Annotated in this window: 13 protein-coding genes and 1 pseudogene; 6 read left to right on the forward strand and 8 right to left on the reverse strand. The window is 68.2% G+C overall.

Features of this window, described 5'->3' with window-relative positions; genetic code table 11:
- The first annotated feature begins 133 nt into the window (after window positions 1-133).
- Window positions 134-325 (forward strand): hypothetical protein, encoded by a 192-nt coding sequence (locus tag ACFV2X_RS46880; protein WP_385628361.1) that lies wholly within the window; start codon window positions 134-136, stop codon window positions 323-325.
- A gap of 229 nt (window positions 326-554) precedes the next feature.
- Here the strand turns inward: ACFV2X_RS46880 and ACFV2X_RS46885 are convergent, their stop codons facing one another.
- Both ACFV2X_RS46885 and ACFV2X_RS46890 read right to left on the reverse strand, forming a co-directional pair.
- Window positions 555-1571 (reverse strand): DNA-directed RNA polymerase subunit alpha, encoded by a 1017-nt coding sequence (locus tag ACFV2X_RS46885; RefSeq protein WP_385628363.1) that lies wholly within the window; start codon window positions 1569-1571, stop codon window positions 555-557.
- Window positions 1572-1767: 196 nt separating this feature from the next.
- Window positions 1768-2343 (reverse strand): TetR/AcrR family transcriptional regulator, encoded by a 576-nt coding sequence (locus ACFV2X_RS46890; protein WP_385628365.1) that lies wholly within the window; start codon window positions 2341-2343, stop codon window positions 1768-1770.
- Between the two features lie 90 nt (window positions 2344-2433).
- On the opposite strand from ACFV2X_RS46890, the gene ACFV2X_RS46895 reads away from it, so the two are divergent.
- On the forward strand, window positions 2434-3264 hold the full coding sequence (locus ACFV2X_RS46895) for an oxidoreductase (RefSeq protein WP_385628367.1): 831 nt from the start codon (window positions 2434-2436) through the stop codon (window positions 3262-3264).
- 400 nt (window positions 3265-3664) lie between these two features.
- Here ACFV2X_RS46895 and ACFV2X_RS46900 read toward each other — a convergent pair whose 3' ends face one another.
- Together ACFV2X_RS46900 and ACFV2X_RS46905 are read right to left on the reverse strand one after the other, a co-directional pair.
- Window positions 3665-4303: a dihydrofolate reductase family protein gene (locus ACFV2X_RS46900; protein ID WP_385628369.1), complete on the reverse strand. Its 639-nt coding sequence runs from the start codon at window positions 4301-4303 to the stop codon at window positions 3665-3667.
- 416 nt (window positions 4304-4719) lie between these two features.
- Window positions 4720-5190 (reverse strand): annotated as a pseudogene (locus tag ACFV2X_RS46905) (helix-turn-helix domain-containing protein); the annotation flags it as partial.
- 514 nt (window positions 5191-5704) lie between these two features.
- Between ACFV2X_RS46905 and ACFV2X_RS46910 the strand changes: the two are divergent.
- The gene (locus ACFV2X_RS46910) at window positions 5705-7642 is read left to right on the forward strand and encodes an alpha-L-fucosidase (protein ID WP_385628371.1); all 1938 of its coding nucleotides are present in this window, start codon (window positions 5705-5707) and stop codon (window positions 7640-7642) included.
- Window positions 7643-7813: 171 nt separating this feature from the next.
- Here ACFV2X_RS46910 and ACFV2X_RS46915 read toward each other — a convergent pair whose 3' ends face one another.
- The 4 genes from ACFV2X_RS46915 to ACFV2X_RS46930 form a co-directional block, all read right to left on the reverse strand.
- A complete protein-coding gene (locus tag ACFV2X_RS46915; RefSeq protein ID WP_385628374.1) occupies window positions 7814-10147 on the reverse strand; it encodes a beta-L-arabinofuranosidase domain-containing protein in 2334 nt (777 codons plus the stop codon).
- Between the two features lie 174 nt (window positions 10148-10321).
- Window positions 10322-12604, reverse strand: a complete 2283-nt coding sequence (gene yicI, locus ACFV2X_RS46920; protein WP_385628377.1) for an alpha-xylosidase — start codon at window positions 12602-12604, stop codon at window positions 10322-10324.
- Between the two features lie 37 nt (window positions 12605-12641).
- Window positions 12642-12851, reverse strand: a complete 210-nt coding sequence (locus ACFV2X_RS46925) for a hypothetical protein (RefSeq protein ID WP_385628379.1) — start codon at window positions 12849-12851, stop codon at window positions 12642-12644.
- A gap of 16 nt (window positions 12852-12867) precedes the next feature.
- Window positions 12868-15708, reverse strand: a complete 2841-nt coding sequence (locus ACFV2X_RS46930; RefSeq protein WP_385628382.1) for a glycoside hydrolase family 3 C-terminal domain-containing protein — start codon at window positions 15706-15708, stop codon at window positions 12868-12870.
- Window positions 15709-16080: 372 nt separating this feature from the next.
- Between ACFV2X_RS46930 and ACFV2X_RS46935 the strand changes: the two genes are divergently transcribed.
- From ACFV2X_RS46935 to ACFV2X_RS46945, 3 genes are read left to right on the forward strand one after another with little or no spacing between them, the layout of a single operon-like run.
- Window positions 16081-17763, forward strand: a complete 1683-nt coding sequence (locus ACFV2X_RS46935; protein ID WP_385628383.1) for an extracellular solute-binding protein — start codon at window positions 16081-16083, stop codon at window positions 17761-17763.
- Window positions 17763-18833: an ABC transporter permease gene (locus ACFV2X_RS46940; RefSeq protein WP_385628386.1), complete on the forward strand. Its 1071-nt coding sequence runs from the start codon at window positions 17763-17765 to the stop codon at window positions 18831-18833. Before ACFV2X_RS46935 ends, ACFV2X_RS46940 begins: the two co-directional genes overlap by 1 nt.
- Window positions 18830-19756, forward strand: coding sequence for a carbohydrate ABC transporter permease (locus ACFV2X_RS46945; protein WP_385628388.1), 927 nt, complete (start codon window positions 18830-18832; stop codon window positions 19754-19756). The genes ACFV2X_RS46940 and ACFV2X_RS46945 overlap by 4 nt, the downstream gene beginning before the upstream one ends.
- Window positions 19757-19845: the final 89 nt, after the last annotated feature.

Raw genomic sequence — 19845 nt, forward strand, 5'->3', positions numbered from 1 at the left:
GGCCGGGGGACATGTCCCCCGGCCGGAGCTTCACAAGCAACAGGCGGGTGTTGGAGATGCCCGGTGTCACGGCGAACGAGTTCTTTTGGTCTCCTGGAGCGCCTGGGCGCCGCCAGGACCCGGCGGCCGCGTAGTGGGGCCGATCGCGGTCGTCCTGGACCACACGACCGCCACCGCACTCCGCGATCCCAAGGACCCGTACAACGAGGCCGTCGCCCACGCCGCTCGCCCCTCCGCCGACTTCCCCACCGGCCGCTTCCTGCTCACCCTGACGCCCGAGACGTACGAAGACACCGGCGTCCAGGCCGTCCATCCTGACGAGTAGGCCGCCCGGCAGGCGAGGTGGCGCGGCAACCGTGGGCGGGGCACGGGGCATGGGTGCTCTCAGGACGCTGGGCCCTCGACCTCGCCCCGTGCAGCCCAGGTCTTGCGTACGCACCGGCGGCCGTCGGTCTCCTCGATGAGCTGGATCACGATGCCCGGATTGGTCCACGACTTCTCGCCTCGGCGTATCGGCCCAATCCTGTCACCCGGCTCCCGGAGCCTGGAACGGTTCAGTACCGCTCGGTCTCGGCGAAGCCCGTGTCGTTGCCTGGGCCGAAGGCGGCGGCCGCAGCGGTCGGGTCGAATCCGGGCGGGCTGTCCTTGAACGCCAGGCCCATACTGGTCAGCTTCTCCTTGACCTCGTCGATCGACTTCGCACCGAAGTTGCGGATGTCGAGCAGGTCCGCCTCGGACCGCGCCACGAGCTCACCCACGGAGTGGATGCCCTCGCGCTTGAGACAGTTGTAGGAACGGACGGTGAGCTCCAGTTCCTCGATCGGGATCGCCAGATCGGCCGCCTGCGCGGCGTCCGTCAGCGACGGGCCGACCTCGATGCCCTCGGCGTCGGCATTCAGCTCGTGGGCCAGGCCGAACAGCTCGACCAGCGTCTTGCCTGCCGAGGCCACCGCGTCACGCGGACGCATCGCGGACTTGGTCTCGACTTCGACGATCAGCTTGTCGAAGTCCGTTCGCTGCTCGACGCGGGTCGCCTCGACCTTGTAGGTGACCTTGAGTACCGGGCTGTAGATGGAGTCGACCGGGATCCGGCCGATCTCCTGGCCCGGCTGCTTGTTCTGGACGGCGGAGACGTAGCCGCGGCCGCGCTCGACGGTCAGCTCCATCTCCAGCTTTCCCTTGGCGTTCAGCGTGGCCAGGACCAGGTCGGGGTTGTGCACCTCGGCGCCGGCCGGCGGGGCGATGTCGGCGGCGGTGACCAGGCCGGGGCCCTGTTTGCGCAGGTACATCACGACCGGCTCGTCGTGTTCGGAGGAGACTACGAGCTGCTTGATGTTGAGGATGAGGTCGGTGACGTCCTCCTTGACGCCCGGCACGGTGGTGAACTCGTGCAGCAAGCCGTCGATCCGGATGCCGGTGACGGCGGCGCCGGGGATCGAGGAGAGGAGGGTGCGACGCAGGGAGTTGCCGAGGGTGTAGCCGAAGCCCGGCTCCAGCGGCTCGATCACGAACCGGGAGCGGTACCCGTCCACGATCTCTTCGGTGAGAGTGGGACGCTGAGCGATCAGCATGAGATGTTGCCTCCAGTCTTCGGCACCCGCTATGTGGTGCCGCCCCACCGGGCGACAGCCCGATGTCGGTCGGCCAAGGGTACGGGCGATGCGGATCACCTGCCGTAGGCCTCGCGCAGGTGACCAGCGTTTCGGCAACAGTCCCCGGTGAGGCCGATGGCTGACACGGGCCGCAGCGACTCGAGTATCCCGGTCCTCAGCTGCCTGAAGGACGGGCTTGGGTGGTCAGTCCTGGAACAACGAGGGTGAGCCAGCGGGCGCGGGCGATGGGGGGCTGGTCGGTGGGTGCGGTGGAGAACAGCAGGTAGATGTCGTTGACGGTGACGTCGGGGTGGATGTCGCCGTCGACCTGGCCTGCGTGGATGAGGGCGGCGACGGCGGCACCCGCGCGGTCCTCGGCGGCTCGGTCGCCCGGCTCCGCACCGAGGGCCTGGGCAGCGGCCTTGACGGCGCGGTCGGTCACGGACGCCTCGATGACGCGGCCGAGGAACGCGGTCAGCTCGTCCAGGGCGTGGGTGCCGGTGCTGACGCGCCCGAGGGCGGCCTCGGCGTCGTCCGCGACGCGGGCGACGTACTCGGCGACGACGGCCGCGACCAGGTCGGTCTTGGTGGGGAAGTGGCGGTACAGGGTGCCCACGGCCACGCCCGCGGCGGCGGCTATCTCGTCCATCCCGACGTCGGGCCCGTGTGCGGTGATCTGCTCGCCGGCGGCGGTCAGGATCTTCCTTCGGTTGCGGACCGCGTCGGCGCGCGGTGCCCTGCCCTGGGTCATGAGGCCCCCTGCCCTTTCATTTGCACAAACATGAACTGTGGTTCATGATAGATGGTGAACCACCGTTCACCTTAGTCGTGAGGACCAGCCATGCCCGCCAAGACCGCTCTCGTCACCGGTGCCTCCTCCGGCATCGGTGAGGCCACCGCCCTCAAGCTCCAGGAACTCGGCTACACCGTCTACGGCGCCGCCCGCCGCACCGATCGCCTCCACAAGCTCGCCGACCGCGGCATCCGCCCGCTGGCGATGGACGTCACCGACGACGACTCCATGCGCACCGGCGTCGACCGCCTCACCGCCGAGACCGGCCGCATCGACGTCCTGGTCAACAACGCCGGCTACGGCTCCTACGGCGCCATCGAGGACGTCTCCCTGGACGAGGCCCGCTACCAGTTCGAGGTCAACGTCTTCGGCGCCCTGCGCCTGACCCAGCTCGTCCTGCCCCACATGCGCGCCCAACACTCCGGCACAGTCGTCAACGTCACCTCGATGGGCGGCAAGATCTACACGCCGCTCGGCGGCTGGTACCACGGCACCAAGTTCGCCCTCGAAGCCCTCAGCGACTGCCTGCGCCTGGAGGCCAAGCCCTTCGGTATCGATGTCGTCGTCATCGAACCCGGTGGCATCGCCACCGAATGGGGCGCCATCGCCGCCGACAAGCTGGAGAAGTCCTCCAGCAGCGGCCCCTACGCCGCCCAGGCCACCGCTGTGGCCTCCTCCCTGCGTTCCGAGGCCAACGCCAAGCGCAACTCCCCGCCCACCGTTATCGCCGACGCCATCGGCAAGGCCGTCACCGCCCGCCGCCCCAAAACCCGCTACGCCACCGGCTTCGGCGCCCGGCCCCTCATCACCCTGCGCGGAGTCCTGCCTGACCGCGCCTTCGACGCTGTGATCTCCCGTGCAGTCGGTATGCCTCGCTGAATGATCCACAACTCATGAGCAGAGCCAGGGCGACATGCTGCCGAACCCAGAGGTGACAGCTTTCTGGGGCGAAGGTGACCACAGCATCGGCCGTAAGTTCGCTTACCGGCTCCGGCGCATCCTCAGCGGTCAGGGACGCGCAGGGGACGTGGACCACCTTGCGGTGTACGTGCTCAAGTACCTCGGAAAGGGCAACAAGCACACTCCGCAGTAGTCGCCGCTGACTGTCCGGACACCAGCGGCCCCGACCGAACGGCCGGCCCCACCGCCACACGGGGCCCGGCACAACTACAGCCGACTACCCGCCGCACAGCGACGAGGGCCAAGACCACGATGACGAACCACCGAGGCGGGCGCGGCAGCACACCCACCCCGGCGAAGCGAACCCTGACCCCGCGCGTCAGCGGCGGACCAGCACCGCGTGCGTGACGGTCGGCGAGCCGACCAGCTCGGACACCCGGTAGCCGTCGATTCCGTCCCCCAGATTGTCGAGCAGCCGCTCCCCGCGTCCGATGAGCATCGGCGCGATCACCATGTGGAGCTCGTCGATCAGCCGGGCGCGCAGATACTGCTGGATGACCGCCGCGCCGCCGCCGATCCGGACGTCTTTGCCGCCCGCGGCGTCGAACGCGCGCTGCAGCACCGTCTCCAGCGGCTCGGCGGTGAAGTGGAAAGTCGTTCCGCCGGCCATCTCCAGCGTCGGGCGCAAATGGTGGGTGTGCACGAAAACGTCGTGGTGGTAGGGCGGGTTGTCACCCCACCAGCCCTTCCAGGACTCGTCCTCCCACGGCCCGCGCTGCGGCCCGAACATGTTCCGTCCCATGATCGTGGCGCCGATGTTCTGCTCGCCGCAGGCGAAGTAGCCGACATCGATTCCGGTCTTGCCCGCGGCGGAATCTTCCGTCGCGGAGACAAACCAGCTGTGCAGGTCGTCGCCCCAGCCAACGCCGTCGCCGAACGGGGCGTCCAGTCGCTGGTTCGCGCCGGCCACGAAGCCGTCGAGGGAGATCGTCACGTTGTGTACGCGGACCTTGGGCACGGCTTTCACCTCTCGTGTTGATGGCCTTCTCTCACCCCTGCGTCGAACAGAGCCTGCCTGGATCGACATACCCGCGCACATTCTTTCGGCGGGCCATACCGGTCGCCCCGGCGCCGAATGCGCGGCGCGGGCGGGGCGACGCCGACGAGCAGCAGGCCCGCGCCGCCAAGACGGCCCTGCCCAGTCCTCCGGGTGGGGGCCGTCGTCGCACGCCAGGACCGTTAACGCAGGGGAGTGCCAGTCGGCGTGGTACCAACCTCATGCGACAGCACACCTTAAGCCGCGAGGCACCGCCCCCCGTCTGCACCACTGGCATGATGCCCGAGCGGGACACGGCGCACGGCGCGAGGCCAGCAATATCCGCTCGCAGAGGCTCTGTACCACGCAACTGGCGCTGGTACAGGGTCCATACACGTGGAAGTCACAGGCGAGGAGGGCGTCGGCTTGGGCGCGCAGGAAGTCGGCCCGCGTGCTGGAGCTCCGGCCGGGCCTGGATCGACGTCGGCATCCTTGAGGATCTTCCATACAGTCGAGGCGGCCACCTTCACTCCCAGCACCAGCAGTTCGCCGTGGAGCCGCCTGTAGCCCCAGTTCGGATTCTCCCTGACCAGGCGCGGTACCAGAGTCCGGATGGAGCACACGGTGCGAGGCCGACCGGGTTGCTCGGGCCGTGATGAAGCGGCATGCCGGCGCAGTACCGTGTCAGGACGTACGAGCAGTCGCAGATGCCGCAGGGCGGGCAACGGCAGCCGGTGCGGCAGCGCCGCCAGGAACGCCCGGTCGCTCGGGCTGAACCGGGCCTTTCCCTTGCCGAGTTGGCGTTCCAGGACCGTGATCTGATGACGGGGAGCCAGGATCTCCGCATCCTTGTCCCGGTCGCTCGCCACCGGCTACGTGAGAGCGTCTGCACGAGCGACCGTGGAGTTCGGTGTCCCCGCTCTGACCAAGGCGGATGACATTCTCGGCAGGCGCAGTGTTTGAAACGGCGCCAAACCGCAACCGGCCCCGGCCGGCCACCGCTGTCGGAGGAGACAGTCGCGCTCATCCAGCGCCTGGCGCGAGAGGCTGCGTCAACGGGCCGGACCGAACCGGCTTCTCATCGGTCGGCTCTGCGGCAGCTTCCATAGCTCGGCCTCCAAGGGGGTCATATATCCCATGTATCTCACGCATGCTGCGCTGAGTCGCTTCGAAACCGCCCCGATTTGCGGGGAAGTCTGCCCTCCCTCTGGACAGAGCATGGGTTCATGCTCATTAATACATCCAATGTCATCCCAGCGGATGCATACCTCTGTGTGGCTCCCCTGAATCACGCCGCATCTGGATGGATCCATCGATCCGCGGCCCGGACGCTGATCCCCGGCATCGTTCGTGCTGCCCGTGCACAGTCAGGAGGGATCAACCGTGTCGGAATCGCTCACCCGTCGAAGCGTGCTTGCCGGTATGGCGGCGACAACGGTCGCCGCGGTGGTCGCACCGGTCGTGGCGACCCCCGCTTATGCTGCCGCCAGGCAGCCGCTGCCGCTCCCGCCGCTGCGCATTCCCAAGCTCGACATGGGAGTCGAGCAGCAGCCCGATGCGAAGATCCAGTGGCTGCAGGATGCCAAGCTCGGCATGTTCATCCACTGGGGTGTGTACTCCGGCCCGGCCAAGGGCGAGTGGTACATGGAGAACGCCGCCGTCACACCGGAGAACTACCGCACATACGTGACCGACGCCACCGGCGAGCAGTTCACGGCCACCGCCTACAGGCCGGACGACTGGGCTCGGCTGGCCAAGGACATGGGGGCGAAGTACACCGTGCTGACGGCGCGTCATCACGAAGGCTTCGCGCTGTGGCCGTCCACACACCCGGGCGCCTGGCATGCCGGACAGGCTCCACTGCGGCGCGACTTCATCAGCCAGTACGTCACAGCCGTGCGCGATGCCGGGCTGAAGGTTGGCCTGTACTTCTCGCCCCTGAGCTGGCGCTATCCGGGCTACTACGACGTGACCGGCACCAACTGCTTGCCCAACGCATGGGGGTACGTCACCGACCCCGCACACAAAGAGAACGCACGGATCATGAAAAACGAGGTGTACCAGCAGGTCAGGGAGCTGGTGACCCAGTACGGGAAGATCGACGACCTGTGGTGGGACGGAGGCTGGCTCGGCCAGCAGGGCTCGGACGCGGACGCCGCCTTCTTCTGGGAGCCCGGCAAGTTCCGCGATACGTCGAACGAATGGCCGGTGGACTCCGCCTACAGCGAGACCGACCCCGCCACCGGCCGCTCCCTCGGCCTGACCGGGTTGGTGCGCAAACACCAGCCGGACATCGTCACCACCCTGCGCTCCGGCTGGATCGGCGACTACACCAGCGAGGAAGGCTCTTCCGTTCCGACCGGCCCGATCCGCGTCGGCCGTGTGGCGGAGAAGTGCTTCACCATCTGCGGCACCTGGGGCTACAACTCCGGAGCGAGTGTGATGAGCTTCGGCACGGCCATGAACATCCTGGTCAATGCCTGGGTACGCGACATCACCTGCCTGGTCAACGTCGGGCCGGACCGTACCGGTGCGGTGCCCACTGCCCAAGCGGACCTGGTCCGCCGGATCGGTTCCTTCATGACGACCTGCGGCCAGGCCGTGTACGGCACCCGCGGCGGCCCGTGGAACCCGGTGGACGGCCAGTACGGGTTCACGTACAAGGACAAGACCTTTTACATCCACCTGCTGCCCGGCTACAGCGGCACCTCGTTCACCACCCCGCCGATCGGGGACGCACGGGTCACCCGGGTCATCGACGTCACCTCGGGCGCGAACCTGCCCCACAGCATGGACGGGAACGGCAAGGTGACCATCACCGGCATCAACCGCACCCGCATCCCCGAGGACAGTGTGGTCGCAGTCACGCTGGACCGGACGGTACAGCCGACCGACATCGCCGTGGGCAAGGCCGCCATGGCCAGCAGCGAGGAGGCGTCGCAGGGCAACACCGCGGCCAAGGCGATCGACGGTTCCACCGCCACCCGCTGGTGTGCGAACAACGGCAACACCGGGCAGTGGCTCAAGGTGGACCTCGGGGCGCCCACGTCGCTCACCGGCACCCGGATCGCCTGGGAGTCCGACGGCGCGAACTACCGGTACCGGATCGAGGGTTCCACCGACAACGCCGAGTGGACCACCCTGGCCGACCACACGGACACCACCAGCACCAGCCAGGTGCAGGTCGCCCTGTTCAGCGCTCGAGCCCGCTACGTACGGGTCACCGTCACCGGACTGCAGGCCGGGGCCTGGGCGTCCATCCGCAACCTGGAGATCTACGACCGGCCGTTCACCGCGGATCTGGGCACCTTTCGACTGTGAAGCGCAAGAGCGGGGGTGCTGCCCTGGAGCGATGCGGTCGGTGGCGGGGCCTGTGGGTGCCGGTCATTCCCGGCGCCCACAGGTTCGTCTTCCGCTACCCGCCTACCCGCCCGACATCGACCTGACCGAGAACGGTTGGGCACATCTGATGGCGTCTCCGAGCTGAAAAGCTCAGGAGCTGTTGCTCACGATTCGCCACCGGTTGTCGGCGGAACCGTTATCCGAATCCTGGACCGCGAACACGCCGACGGCGGTGGAGTTGTTCTGCATGCCGAGCACCTTGCCGCTGTTCACGTTACGGATTTTGTACGTCCCGTCTCCCTGATCGAGCAGTGTCCACCTGTGGTCGGCGGTGCCGTTGTCCGACCATTGCAGAACAACAGCATTGTCGGCCGTGGACATGTCCTGAACGCCGAGCACCTTGCCGCTGTTGGCATTGCGGAACCTGACCGCGTTTCCGTCGTCGATCATTTCCCAGTCGTGATCCGCGGTACCCGAATCGTGCCACTGCAGGGCGCGGCCACCGTCGGCCGTGGACATGTCCTGGACGCCCAGCACGAGGCCGCTGCTCACGTTGACAAGGCGGACGGTGGCATTGTTGCCTCCGCCCTGGCCATTGGCGTTCCAGTAGACGGTGTAGTTGTGGCCGTGCGCGTCGTGGAACGGGCCCAGGTTGATGGTGGAGCCGTTGGCGGTGGCGGTGAAGGCGAGCGAGGTGCTGCTGGTCCGTGTGATCGAGGACGTGTTCAGCGACGGGAGGGAGTTGAGTGAGGTGTTGCCGTAGTTGCCGGACAGCACCACCGGACCGTAAGTGACCGCGGCGACGTTCGCGTTGTCGTTGGCCGCCCGCATGATGATCCGCATGGGCAGGCGGACGGTGACCGTGTCGCCGGAGGTCCAGGAACGGGTCAAGGTGGCGTAGCTGCCGGGCGTTGCGGTGATGTTCTGCGTCGTGCCGTTGACGCTGATGGTGGCCCCGGTGGTCCAGCTCGGGATGCGGATGCGCATGGCCCAGGTGCCGCTGACGTTGCCGGTGACCTGGAGGGTCGTGGTGTCGCTGACGGGGTACGACGTGGTCTGGGTGACCGTGATCCCCCGCTGTGACCAGTTGAGCACCGAGGGCACGAACAGGTTCACGATCAGCGTGGTGTCGCTGTAGAAGTAGACGGAGTCCATCAGCTTGGTGTGCGTCTCCAGGCCCGTGCCCTGGCAGCACCAGAAGCTGTCGTAGTCGGTGCTCCAGGTGCCACCGCCCCACGCCGGACCCACCCCACGTCGGCCCCCCGGGTTGAGCGGGGTGAAGTAGGTGACGTGGCCGTGGTTGTCGGCCGGGTTCTGCTGGCCGATCATCTGGTTCAGCCACGCCCGTTCGTAGTAGTCGAACAACGCGACCCGGTCCGGGTCCAGCGTGAACAGCTCCCGGGTGAGCGTGAGCATGTTGTACGTGTTGCAGCTTTCGCACGTGTCCTGGTTCAGGTAGCCGGCGATGGCGTTCGGGGGGCGGAAGTGTTCCGCCTGGCTGTTGCCGCCGATGACATAGGTGTGCGCGTTGACGCAGATGTTCCAGGCGTTGGTGGCGATGTCCCGGTAGCGGGTGGTGCCGGTGGCCTTGTATTCCCGGGCCGCGCCGATCCACTTGGGCACCTGGGTGTTGGCGTGCAACCCGTTCAGCCGGTCCTGATTGGATGCCAGCGGGTCGAACACCGCGCCGTGGTCGAACCGTTGTGCGGTGGTGAGCCATCGCGAGTCGCCGGTCTGGTGGTAGATGTCGGACAGCACGGCGTTCATGCCACCGAACTCGGTCCCCAGCGTGGACTGCATCTGCTGGCCGCTCAGCCGACCGGTGCGCCAGTCGACCCATCCGGCCAGACTCAACAGCACGTCACGGGCTTGCGTGCTGCCCATATGGCGCCACACATCCAGCAGGCCGGCCAGGATCTTGTGGATGACGTAGTACGGCACGTTGCCGTTGGACAGGGTTCCGGCCTCGAGAGCGCTGAAGTCGGACTCGGGAAAGCCGGACAGGTACCCGCCGTTGAACCCCGCGGCGCCATTGTTGGCCTGGCACTTGGCCAACTCCGCCACCATGTACGCAGCCTTGTCCCGGCAGGTGGTGTCCCCCGTCACGGCATACACCTGCGCCCACGCGGTGAGGAAGTGCCCCTGCATGTGGGTGCGGAAGGGGAACGTCGGCCCGTCCCAGCCGCCGTTGGAAGCGGCACCATTGGTGGACAACCGGTGGTTCGCACGGAAGTTGTACAGCAACCGGTCGACATCGACGAACCGCAGGTAGTTCCGCGTGCGGTTCTCGTTGTCCAGCCATCGGCTCGCGGTCAACCGGACCTGACCGAGTTCGAAAGGATAGGCGGACACCCCGATGTCGGCCCGGACAGGGGCGCTTGCTGCTCGGGCGGGCGAGGATCCGACGACGGATTCAGCGGCGGAGGCCACGGCCGTGGCCCCGGCCGCCTGCAGCAGCCGCCGTCGGCTGAGGGAGGAGGACATGTTGCACCCTTTCCGTGATCAAGGAAAGCGGATACCCGTGGTGCTGACATGGTCATGTAATACTCTGCTCATTTTTGCGCTGCCTTGTCGTTGGTGCAATCCCTCGCCCCTGCCTCCCGTGGCGTTTCGGAACGCGTTCACCGGGCTGCAGGGACTCCGCCCTGGCTGTCGGGTTCAGGCCGGGTACGGCAGGTCGGCCTCCGAGGTGCCGGCGGGTCGGGTGTGCACGGTTGCGTTCGGGCCGCCGATCCGCAAGCGCCACGGGTGCCGGCTGTCGGTGGTCACATGCAGGTGGTCGCCCCGGCGGCGCAGGTGGAAGCGGGCCGTCTCACCGGGGCCGTCGGTGCCGGGAATCACCACGGTGCGCTCGGCGCCGTCGGCGAAGGCGTGCACCCGCAGTTCGACGCCGTCCGCCCAGGCGGAGACCGGGTGCTGGTCGTCGGCGGCCAGCGCGATGACCGAGTCCGGGCGGGCCAGCAGCGGCAGGGTGTGGAAACCGTGCTGCTCACGGGCCCAGCGCGGACCGGTGACCTGCGCGCCCGTCAGCACATTGGTCCAGGTGCCTTCCGGCACGTAGTACTCGACTGTGCCGTCGTCGGTGAAGACCGGGGCGACGAGCAGGTCGTCGCCGAGCATGTACTGCCGGTCGAGGGTGGCGGCGGCCGGGTCGTCGGGAAACTCCAGCACCATGGCGCGCATCACCGGGACACCGGTGGTGTGCGCCTGCTGCGCGGCGCGCTGGAGGTACGGGGCGAGGCGGTGCTTGAGCAGGGTGAACTCGCGGGTGACGTCGACGGCCTCCTCGCCGTAGTCCCACGGCACGCGGTACGAGTTGCTGCCGTGCAGGCGGCTGTGCGAGGAGAGCAGCCCGAACTGCACCCAGCGCTTGAACACGGACGGGGTCGGGGTGCCCTCGAAGCCGCCGATGTCATGGCTCCAGAAACCGAAGCCGGACAGGCCGAGGGAGAGCCCGCCGCGCAGCGACTCGGCCATGGCGTTGAAATGGGACTCGCAGTCGCCACCCCAGTGGACCGGGTACTGCTGGCCGCCCGCCGTGGCGGAGCGGGCGAACAGCAGCGCCTCGCCCTCGCCTCGCTCGGCGCGCAGCAGTTCGAAGACGGCCTGGTTGTAGAGGTGGGTGTAGTAGTTGTGCATCCGCTCGGGGTCGGAGCCGTCGTGCCAGACGACGTCGGTGGGGATGCGCTCGCCGAAGTCGGTCTTGAAGCAGTCCACGCCCTGGTCGAGCAGCGTCTTCAATTTGCCGGTGTACCAGTCGCGCGCGGCCGGGTTGGTGAAGTCCACCAGGGCCATGCCGGGCTGCCACAGGTCCCACTGCCAGACGCTGCCGTCCGGGCGCCGCACCAGGTGGCCCTCGCGCATGCCCTCCTCGAACATCGCCGACTTCTGCGCGATGTACGGGTTGATCCAGGCGGAGATCCGCAGCCCCTGCTGCTTGAGCCTGCTCAGCATGCCGACCGGGTCGGGGAAGGTCTCCGCGTCCCATACGAAGTCGGACCACTGGTAGGCGCGCATCCAGAAGCAGTCGAAGTGGAAGACGCTGAGCGGGATGCCGCGCTCGGCCATGCCGTCGATGAAGCGGCCGACCGTGGCCTCGTCGTAGTCGGTGGTGAAGGACGTGGTCAGCCACAGGCCCAGTGCCCAGGCAGGCGGCAGGGCCGGGCGGCCGGTGAGCGCGGTGTAGCGTTCCAGGACCTGCTTCGGGGTCGGGCCGTGGACGACGAAGTACTCCAGTGACTGGTCCTCGACGCTGAACTGGACCTGGCCGACCGACTCGGAGCCGACCTCGTAGCTGACCTTGCCGGGATGGTTCACGAACACGCCGTATCCACGGTTGGTCAGATGGAACGGGACGTTCTTGTACGCTTGTTCGCTGCTGGTTCCGCCGTCGGCCTGCCAGATGTCCACACTCTGGCCGTTCTTGGTGAACGGGGTGAAACGCTCGCCCAGGCCGTAGACCTGCTCTCCGACGTCCAAGGAGAGCTGGCCGAGCATGTAGTGGCGGCCCTCGGCGTCGGTGACGAAACCGGTGCCGCGCTCGCCGGCGGAGGTCAGTACGCGTCCGTCAGCGGTGAACTCCAGCCGCCACGGCTGTTCCGTATCCACCCGTAGCGTCAGTTCGCCGGAGGAGAGCTCCAGCACCGCTCCGTCCCGGCGTACTTTGCCGGCGTCCGCATCGGCGCCGGGCAACGCGAACTCCGGTCCCCGGCGCACCGATCCGGCATGGTGGGTGGTCCGCACGCCGATGACTCCCTCGGCCGGGGACCAGCACTCCACCGTCAGGAGCGGGCTGTTGAGGGTCTGCCCGCGTCGGCTCACGTGTTTCACGGGTGCGTACAGCGTCATCCGGTGGTCATCGGCGTGGATGTCGGCGACCTCGGTGGCATAGCGGGCGGTGCAGCCCGGACGCATCAGCCAGTAGCCGTCTGTGAACTTCATCGGGCAGGTTCCTCCGTCCGCGCGCGGTGCGCGGTGATCAGCCCCCGGTACCAGTGGCAGCGGTCCTTGGGGCGCGGTTCAGGGTGTCGTGGTCGAGCGTCGCGATGGTGTGCGCTGGAGAGCCGGTGGTCCCTGCGCCCGAACGGGTCCGGGCGACGAGGACCAGGCCGAACGCGGGGCTGAAGAAGCCGAGTCCGGCACCGAGCCTTCCGGTGCCGGACTCCTGTGCGGCGACTCCCGCGCACATGGGGTCGATGTGGACCTCAGACGGAGAAGGTGACGCGCGCGAGCCGCACCGGGCCACGCAGTCCGAGGCGGACGTCGTGCACACCGGCCGGCACGACGACGGGGACGCTCACCGTGGAGTAGTCGTAGGGCCCGGCCGTACCCGGGGACAGCGTGAGCACTGCCAGTACCGGACCGTCACCCAGTGAGAGCTCGACCGTGCCCTCACCCGCGGCCTCCACCGTGATTCCGGCAGCTCCCGCTCCGAAATCACAGTCACGGAACACCAGCTCGCCCCCCACGCCGGCCACCGGGGCGACGGAGTCACCGGACGTCTTCGCGCGGTCCACGATCTCCGTGTCGCTCTGGTCGTCGAAGTCCACCGCCTCCAGGCCACCCACCATGACCGGCCGGGGGAGGGACGGCTCGCCGTCGAGGTCGATGGTCCGGACCAGGCGGATGTCCTCGCTGGACGCTCCGACGAGGATCTCGTGGAGGCCCGGTGCCACCCGCTGACGTCCCTGCGCCACGTCCCAGAACGCGAACGCCGACATCGGCACCCGGAAGGCGATCTCCGTGACCTCGCCGGGCGCGAGCGTCACACGCTGGTGCGCGGCCAGTTCCCTGCGGGGCCGTGGCACCGACGGCTCGATGGCCCGGGTGTAGAGCTGGGCGACCTCGTCCGCGGTGACGTCACCGGTGTTGCGGACCGTGAAGGACACGTGCAGTGCCCCGTCCTCGACGCGAGTCGTGAGGCCTTCGTAGGAGAAGGACGCGTACGACAGGCCGTGGCCGAACGGGAAGAGCGGCGTGCCCTCGAAGTAGAGGTACGTCTGGCGGCCGCCGATCACGTCGTAGTCGAGGAGGTCCGGCAGGTCGGAGTCGTCGCCGTACCAGGTCTGCGGGAGGCGGCCGGCGGGGGAGACGTCGCCGGCCAGGATCCGGGCCAGGGCGCTGCCGGCCGCCTGGCCGCCGTGGGCCGTCCACAGCAGCGCCGGCACGTCCGCGTGGTCGACCGTGTACGGGTACGCCGACACCAGCGCCAGCACCGTGTTCGGGTTGGCCGTGCGGGCCGCGCGCAGCAGGCGCTCCTGGTGGCCGGGGAGGGCCAGGGTCGTACGGTCCTCGGTCTCGCGTCCGTTGATGTGCGGATCGTTGCCCCCGACCACCAAGACCACGTCCGCCTGCGAGGCGACCCGGCTCACCGCGTCCTCGCCGCTTTCGACGACCACGACCTCGAAGATCTCCCCGTTCCCTTCGGCGACCTTGACGCCGTCGGCGGCGACGGAGACGGGGTGCCCCGTACCGAGGTGCCGGAGAAGGTGCCCGTTCTCGTGCGGTTCCAGGCGGAACGTCTCCTGGACGATCCAGCCGCCGGGCTGGTCGGCGGAGGCTCGGACATGACCGTCCTCGGCGACGGAGAGATAGCGGCCGTCGGGGGCGCGCAGGGTCAGCACGCCCCCGCCCCAGTCGATGAGGGACAGCTCGGTGCCGGTCGCGTCGGTGGTGAGCGGGGGCAGGTCCGTCCGGCCCGCGAGCAGGGCCGGGTCGAGGGCGCCTTCCGCGCCGCGGACCTCGTCGTCGGCGTCCGTCTCGGGCACGTGCAGGAAGGTTCCGGCCGAGGTCTTCAGCAGGATCCGGTCCACGCCCTCCGCGAACCGCACCCGCTCCGAGCCGAACCGCTCGCGCAGGCCCTCCAACGGCGTGCGGCGGTGCAGGAGCGTGCCGCTGTACCAGTCGAGCTTGCACTCGTCGGCGAGCGGGCCGACCACGGCCAGCCGGGTGTCCGGGGCGAGCGGCAGCAGGCCGCCGTCGTTCTTGAGCAGCACGACCGCCTGCTCGGCGGCCTCCTGGGCGAGGGCGCGGTGGGCCGGGGTGTCGAAGTCCGTGGTGAGCGCGTGCGGGTCGTGCTCCGGGTCGAACTCGCCGAGGCGGAAGCGGACCGAGAGCTGGCGGCGGACCGCCGCGTCGATGTCCGACTCGGTCAGCAGGCCCTTGTCGAGGGCGCCGCGTACCCGTGCGGTGATCTTCGAGCTGTCGGTGCCGTGGTCGGTGAAGCTGTCGACGCCGGCCCGCAGCGCGGCGGCCGTCGCCTCCTCGTGGGTGTCGAAGTAGTGCTCGGAGTCGACCAGGTTCGAGGGCGCGCCCGCGTCCGAGCAGACCAGCAGGTCCTCGTCGGTCCAGGTGCGCAGATGCTCGCGCAGATAGGGCGAGACATGGTTCGGGCGGCCGTTGACCAGGTTGTACGCCGGCATCACCCCGGCCACGGCGCCCGCCTCGACCGTCTCGCGGAAGGCGCGCAGGTCGTATTCGCGCAGGACGCGCGGGCGGACCGAGGAGGACGTGACGTCGCGGCCCGTCTCGTTGTTGTGGGCCAGCCAGTGCTTGAGGACGGGCGCGGTGCGCCAGTACGTCGGGTGCTCGCCGCGCAGGCCGTGTGTGTAGGCGGTGGCGATGGCCGAGGTGAGCTTCGGGTCCTCCGAGTAGCCCTCCTCGTTCCGGCCCCACAGAGGGTGGCGCAGCAGGTTCACGGTCGGGGCCCAGACGTTCAGCCCCACGCGGTCGTCGCGGGCGCGCATCGCCCGGACCTCCTTGGACACCGCCTCGCCGACCCGCCGTACGAGATCCGTGTTCCAGGTCGCACCCAGGCCCACGGACTGCGGGAAGACGGTGGCCGGACCCATCCAGGCCACGCCGTGCAGGGCCTCCTGGCCGGTGCGGAACGCGGCGACGCCGAGCCGCTCCACGGCGGGCGCGCACTGGTGCAGGAATCCGATCTTCTCGTCGAGGGTGAGCCGCGACAGGAGGTCGTCGACGCGCTTCGCGAACGGCAGGTGCCGATCGCGGAAGGGCGGAACTGGCGGCGTGTGTGCGGTCACTTGGGGGTCCCCTTGCGATGGAGCGGTGCAAACGCTTTCGAAGCGCTTCGATGCTCAGTCGACTCGGGGGTGGGTGTCAAGACACCCCGGCGCAATATCTTCGACCCCTGACCGTTATTCAGGTGAGATAAGAGTGTGGTCGGGTCCCTCCGCAGCTCCGAGGAATCTTTGTTTCGACTCTTGTGCACCCCAATACCTTCACTTAACCTCGCAGCAACATCGAAGCGCTTCGACTGCGAGGCCGCCCATCTGTGGGGTGGGCGCCCCTTGGTAGTGGTCGGAGGACTGCTTCAGCTCAGCCAGTTCCACTCCGGACACTACAACCGACGGCCCACCGCCGGGTGTCCAGGTGCGCCATGAAGGGTTGACGCAATGACGCCGAATGCCGCCTCCATCCCCTCCGGACCCAGCCGGAGAAGCTTCCTCGCTTCCACGGCGGTCGTCACCGCAGCGGTAGCCGGCGGGATGCCGCTGCTCACCGCCTGCGGCGGTTCGGACAGCGGATCGCGAGAGGGTGCCACGTCGGGCAAGGCAGCGGACAAGCTGCTCCCGACGTACGTCGCCAGCAAGACCGCTGCCAAGCCGGACCTTCCGCCGAAGAACGGTTCAGCGGCCGGCTACACCAGCAAGGTCGACCTCGCGAAGCTGGTTACCTCGGTCCCGGACAAGCTCGGCACCGGCGCCCCCTTCAAGATCATGTCCCCGTTCTGGGGCTCCCCGCCGAAGCCTGGATGCGCCTACTACACGGCGCTCGACGCCGCGGCGGGCACCAAGATCACCTGGCAGAACCAGGACGGCATCACCTACGGCGAGAAGCTCGGCGCCGTCCTCGCCTCCAGCTCCATACCCGACATGGTGGTCGTGCCGAGCTGGGAACTGGTCGGCAAGATCGCGAGCGCGGTCACCGCGAAGTTCATGGACCTCGGCCCCTACCTGGCGGGCGACAAAGTCAAGAAGTACCCGAACCTGGCCGCGATACCGTCCGACGCCTGGCGCATGTCCATCTTCGGCGGCGCGCTGCGCGGCATCCCGATGCCCGCCGCTCCCGCGCCCGGCATCGTGCCCTACTACCGCAAGGACATCTTCGACAAGAAGGGCTACACCGTTCCCAAGTCGCCCGATGAGTTCCTGAGTTGGGCCAAGGAAGCAACCAGCCCCAAGGCCAAGGTGTGGGCCTGTGGTGACATGAGGTGGGCGGCGGCGGCCATCTTCGGTCTCCTCCCTGCCGGGCCGCTCGGCTGGAACATCGGGGACGACGGCAAGCTGACGTACCGCATCGAGCACCCCGAGTACCTCGAACACCTGGAGTGGGTCCGCAAGCTGTTCGACGCGGGCGTGGTCCATCCCGACGACAAGGCCAACACGGGCGACCCCGTCCAGCGGTTCACCGCCGGGCAGATCCTGGTCGTCTGCAGCGACACCTCCGCCTGGTACGGCAAGACCGCCGAGCAGGCGAAGTCCAATCCGGACTTCGATATGGAGGGCATGGACTACTTCGGCGCCGACGGCGGCAACCCGACGCTGTACGCCGGCCCGCCCGCCACCATCTGGTCGATGATCCGCAAGGGCGCCTCGAAGGAGACGATCGAGAACGCGCTGGCCGCCGCCAACTTCGCGGCCGCGCCCTATGGCACCAAGGAGCGGATGTTCGTCGACTACGGCGTCGAGGGCACCCACTACACGGTCAAGGACGGCGTCCCGGTCAAGAACGACAAGGGCAACCAGGAGGTGGTCAACGCCTGGGTGATGCTGGCGGCCCCGGCTCCCTACCTGGCCCACCCCGACCTCCCCGAGATCGCCCGCAAGCAGGTCGAGTGGCAGCAGCGGCAGGGTGCCTTCGTGAAGAAGACGTCCACCTACGGCATGAACATCGTCGAACCGGCCCGCTACGCGACCCTCTCCAGCCAGTTCGAGCAAATGGAGATCGACTTCGTGCGCGGCCACAAGAAGCTGTCCGATGTGCAGCAGGCCATCTCCACCTGGAAGTCCTCCGGTGGCGACAAGCTGCGCGACTGGTACAAGAAGCTTCTCGAGAAGAACGGCAGCGCCAACTGATGTCGCTCACGGCCGGGAGCCGTCCCGACGGGACCCGTCCCCCCGCGGCCGTCGAGGAGCCGACGGCCGCGGTCGCCCCCGCGGCGGCGAAGGACCAGGTGCCACGCAGGACGAACAAGGCCGGCAAGACGGGCAAGGCCGGCAAGGTCCCCTGGCGGATCCGGCTGCGCCGCGACCGCGCGCTCATCCTGATGACCTTGCCCGTCATCGCCCTGCTCCTCCTCTTCAACTACGTCCCCCTGCTCGGCAACGTCGTCGCCTTCCAGGAATACGATCCGTACGTCTCCAGCAACGGCATGACGGCGATCTTCCACAGCCCCTGGGTGGGCGTGGAGCAGTTCTCGCGGATGCTCGACGACCCGCTGTTCTGGAGCGCCACGAAGAACACCATCGTCCTGTTCGTGCTCCAACTGGTGCTGTTCTTCCCGGTGCCCATCGTCCTCGCGCTGGTCATCAACAGCGTGATCCGGCCCCGGGTGCGGGCCGTGGCGCAGGCGATCATGTATCTGCCGCACTTCTTCTCGTGGGTCCTCGTGGTCACCGTGTTCCAGCAGATTCTCGGTGGCGCGGGCATCATCGCGCAGACCCTGGAGAAGCACGGGTGGAGCGGGTTCGACCTGATGACCAACGCGGACCTCTTCAAGTATCTGGTCATCGGGCAGAGCGTGTGGAAGGACGCCGGCTGGGGGATCATCGTCTTCCTCGCGGCTCTGTCCGCCGTCAGCACCGATCTGTACGAGGCCGCCGCCATGGACGGCGCGGGGCGCTGGCGACGCATGTGGCATGTCACGCTGCCCGCGCTGCGCCCGGTGATCGCGCTGCTGCTGGTCCTGCGGGTGGGCGACGCGCTGAGCGTCGGATTCGAGCAGTTCCTGCTCCAGCGGTGGGCGGTGGGTGCGGGGGCCAGTGAGGTCCTCGACACCTATGTGTGGAACGTGGGCATCCAGAACGGCGACTTCAGCTATGCGGCCGCGGTCGGCCTCGTCAAGGGAGTCATCGGAGTGTGTCTCGTCCTGGGTGCGAACAAGGTCGCGCACCTGCTCGGCGAGCAGGGGGTGTACAAGAAGTGAGCCTCAACACGCAGCTCATCCGCAGCCTGAAGGCTCCCCCCCGCCCCGCGTGGGAGGAGCCGCCGAGCAAGATCGGACTCACCGCCAAGGGCGGCTTCCTCCTGCTCTGCTGCCTGGGGGTGCTCGGTCCGCTGTGGATCGTGATCGTCACCAGCCTCTCTCCCAAACCCGTGATCGACCGGGTCGGCGGCCTGGTCGTGATCCCCGAGGGCATCACCTTCATCAACTACACCGAACTGCTCAGCGGCGGCCAGGTCAGCCGCGCGATCATGGTCTCGGTCGGTGTGACGCTCTTCGGCACGCTGTTCTCGATGACAGTGTCGGTGTTCGCGGCCTACGGGCTGTCCCGGCCGGGCAGTCTTGGGCACCGGTTCTTCCTGATGACCATGATGGCGACCATGTTCTTCGGAGCCGGGCTCATTCCGACGTACCTTCTGGTGCAGTCGCTGGGCCTCACCGACAGCTATCTGTCGCTGGTCCTGCCGAGTGCGGTCAGTGTCTTCAACATCCTCGTCCTGCGGGCCTTCTTCATGGGGATCTCCCCCGAGCTCACCGAGTCCGCCCGCATCGACGGCGCCAGTGACCTGCGCATCCTGCTGACCATCATCATGCCGCTGTCGCGGGCTGTGCTGGCCGTCATCTCCCTGTTCTACGCGGTCGGCTACTGGAGCGCCTGGTTCAACGCCTCCATCTACCTCACCGACCAGGAGATGATGCCGCTGCAGAACGTGCTCATCCAGCTGGTCCAGAAGAACACCCAGGCACCGACTGGCCTTCAGCAAGCGGTCCACACCGGGCAACTCTCCGCCCTGGGACTGCAGATGGCCGTCATGGTCCTCGCGCTGATCCCCGTCGCGGTCGCCTCCCCCTTCGTACAGCGGCACTTCAAGAAGGGCATGCTCACCGGAGCCATCAAGGGCTGAGCCTCCTGGGCTCCGAGTCCCGCCGTAGGGCCGGCCGTCGTGCGCTGCCCGCGGCTCCGCCATGGCTGGTCGCACAGGTCCCGGAGCTC

Source organism: Streptomyces sp. NPDC059679 (assembly GCF_042734105.1).
Taxonomy (GTDB): Bacteria; Actinomycetota; Actinomycetes; order Streptomycetales; family Streptomycetaceae; genus Streptomyces.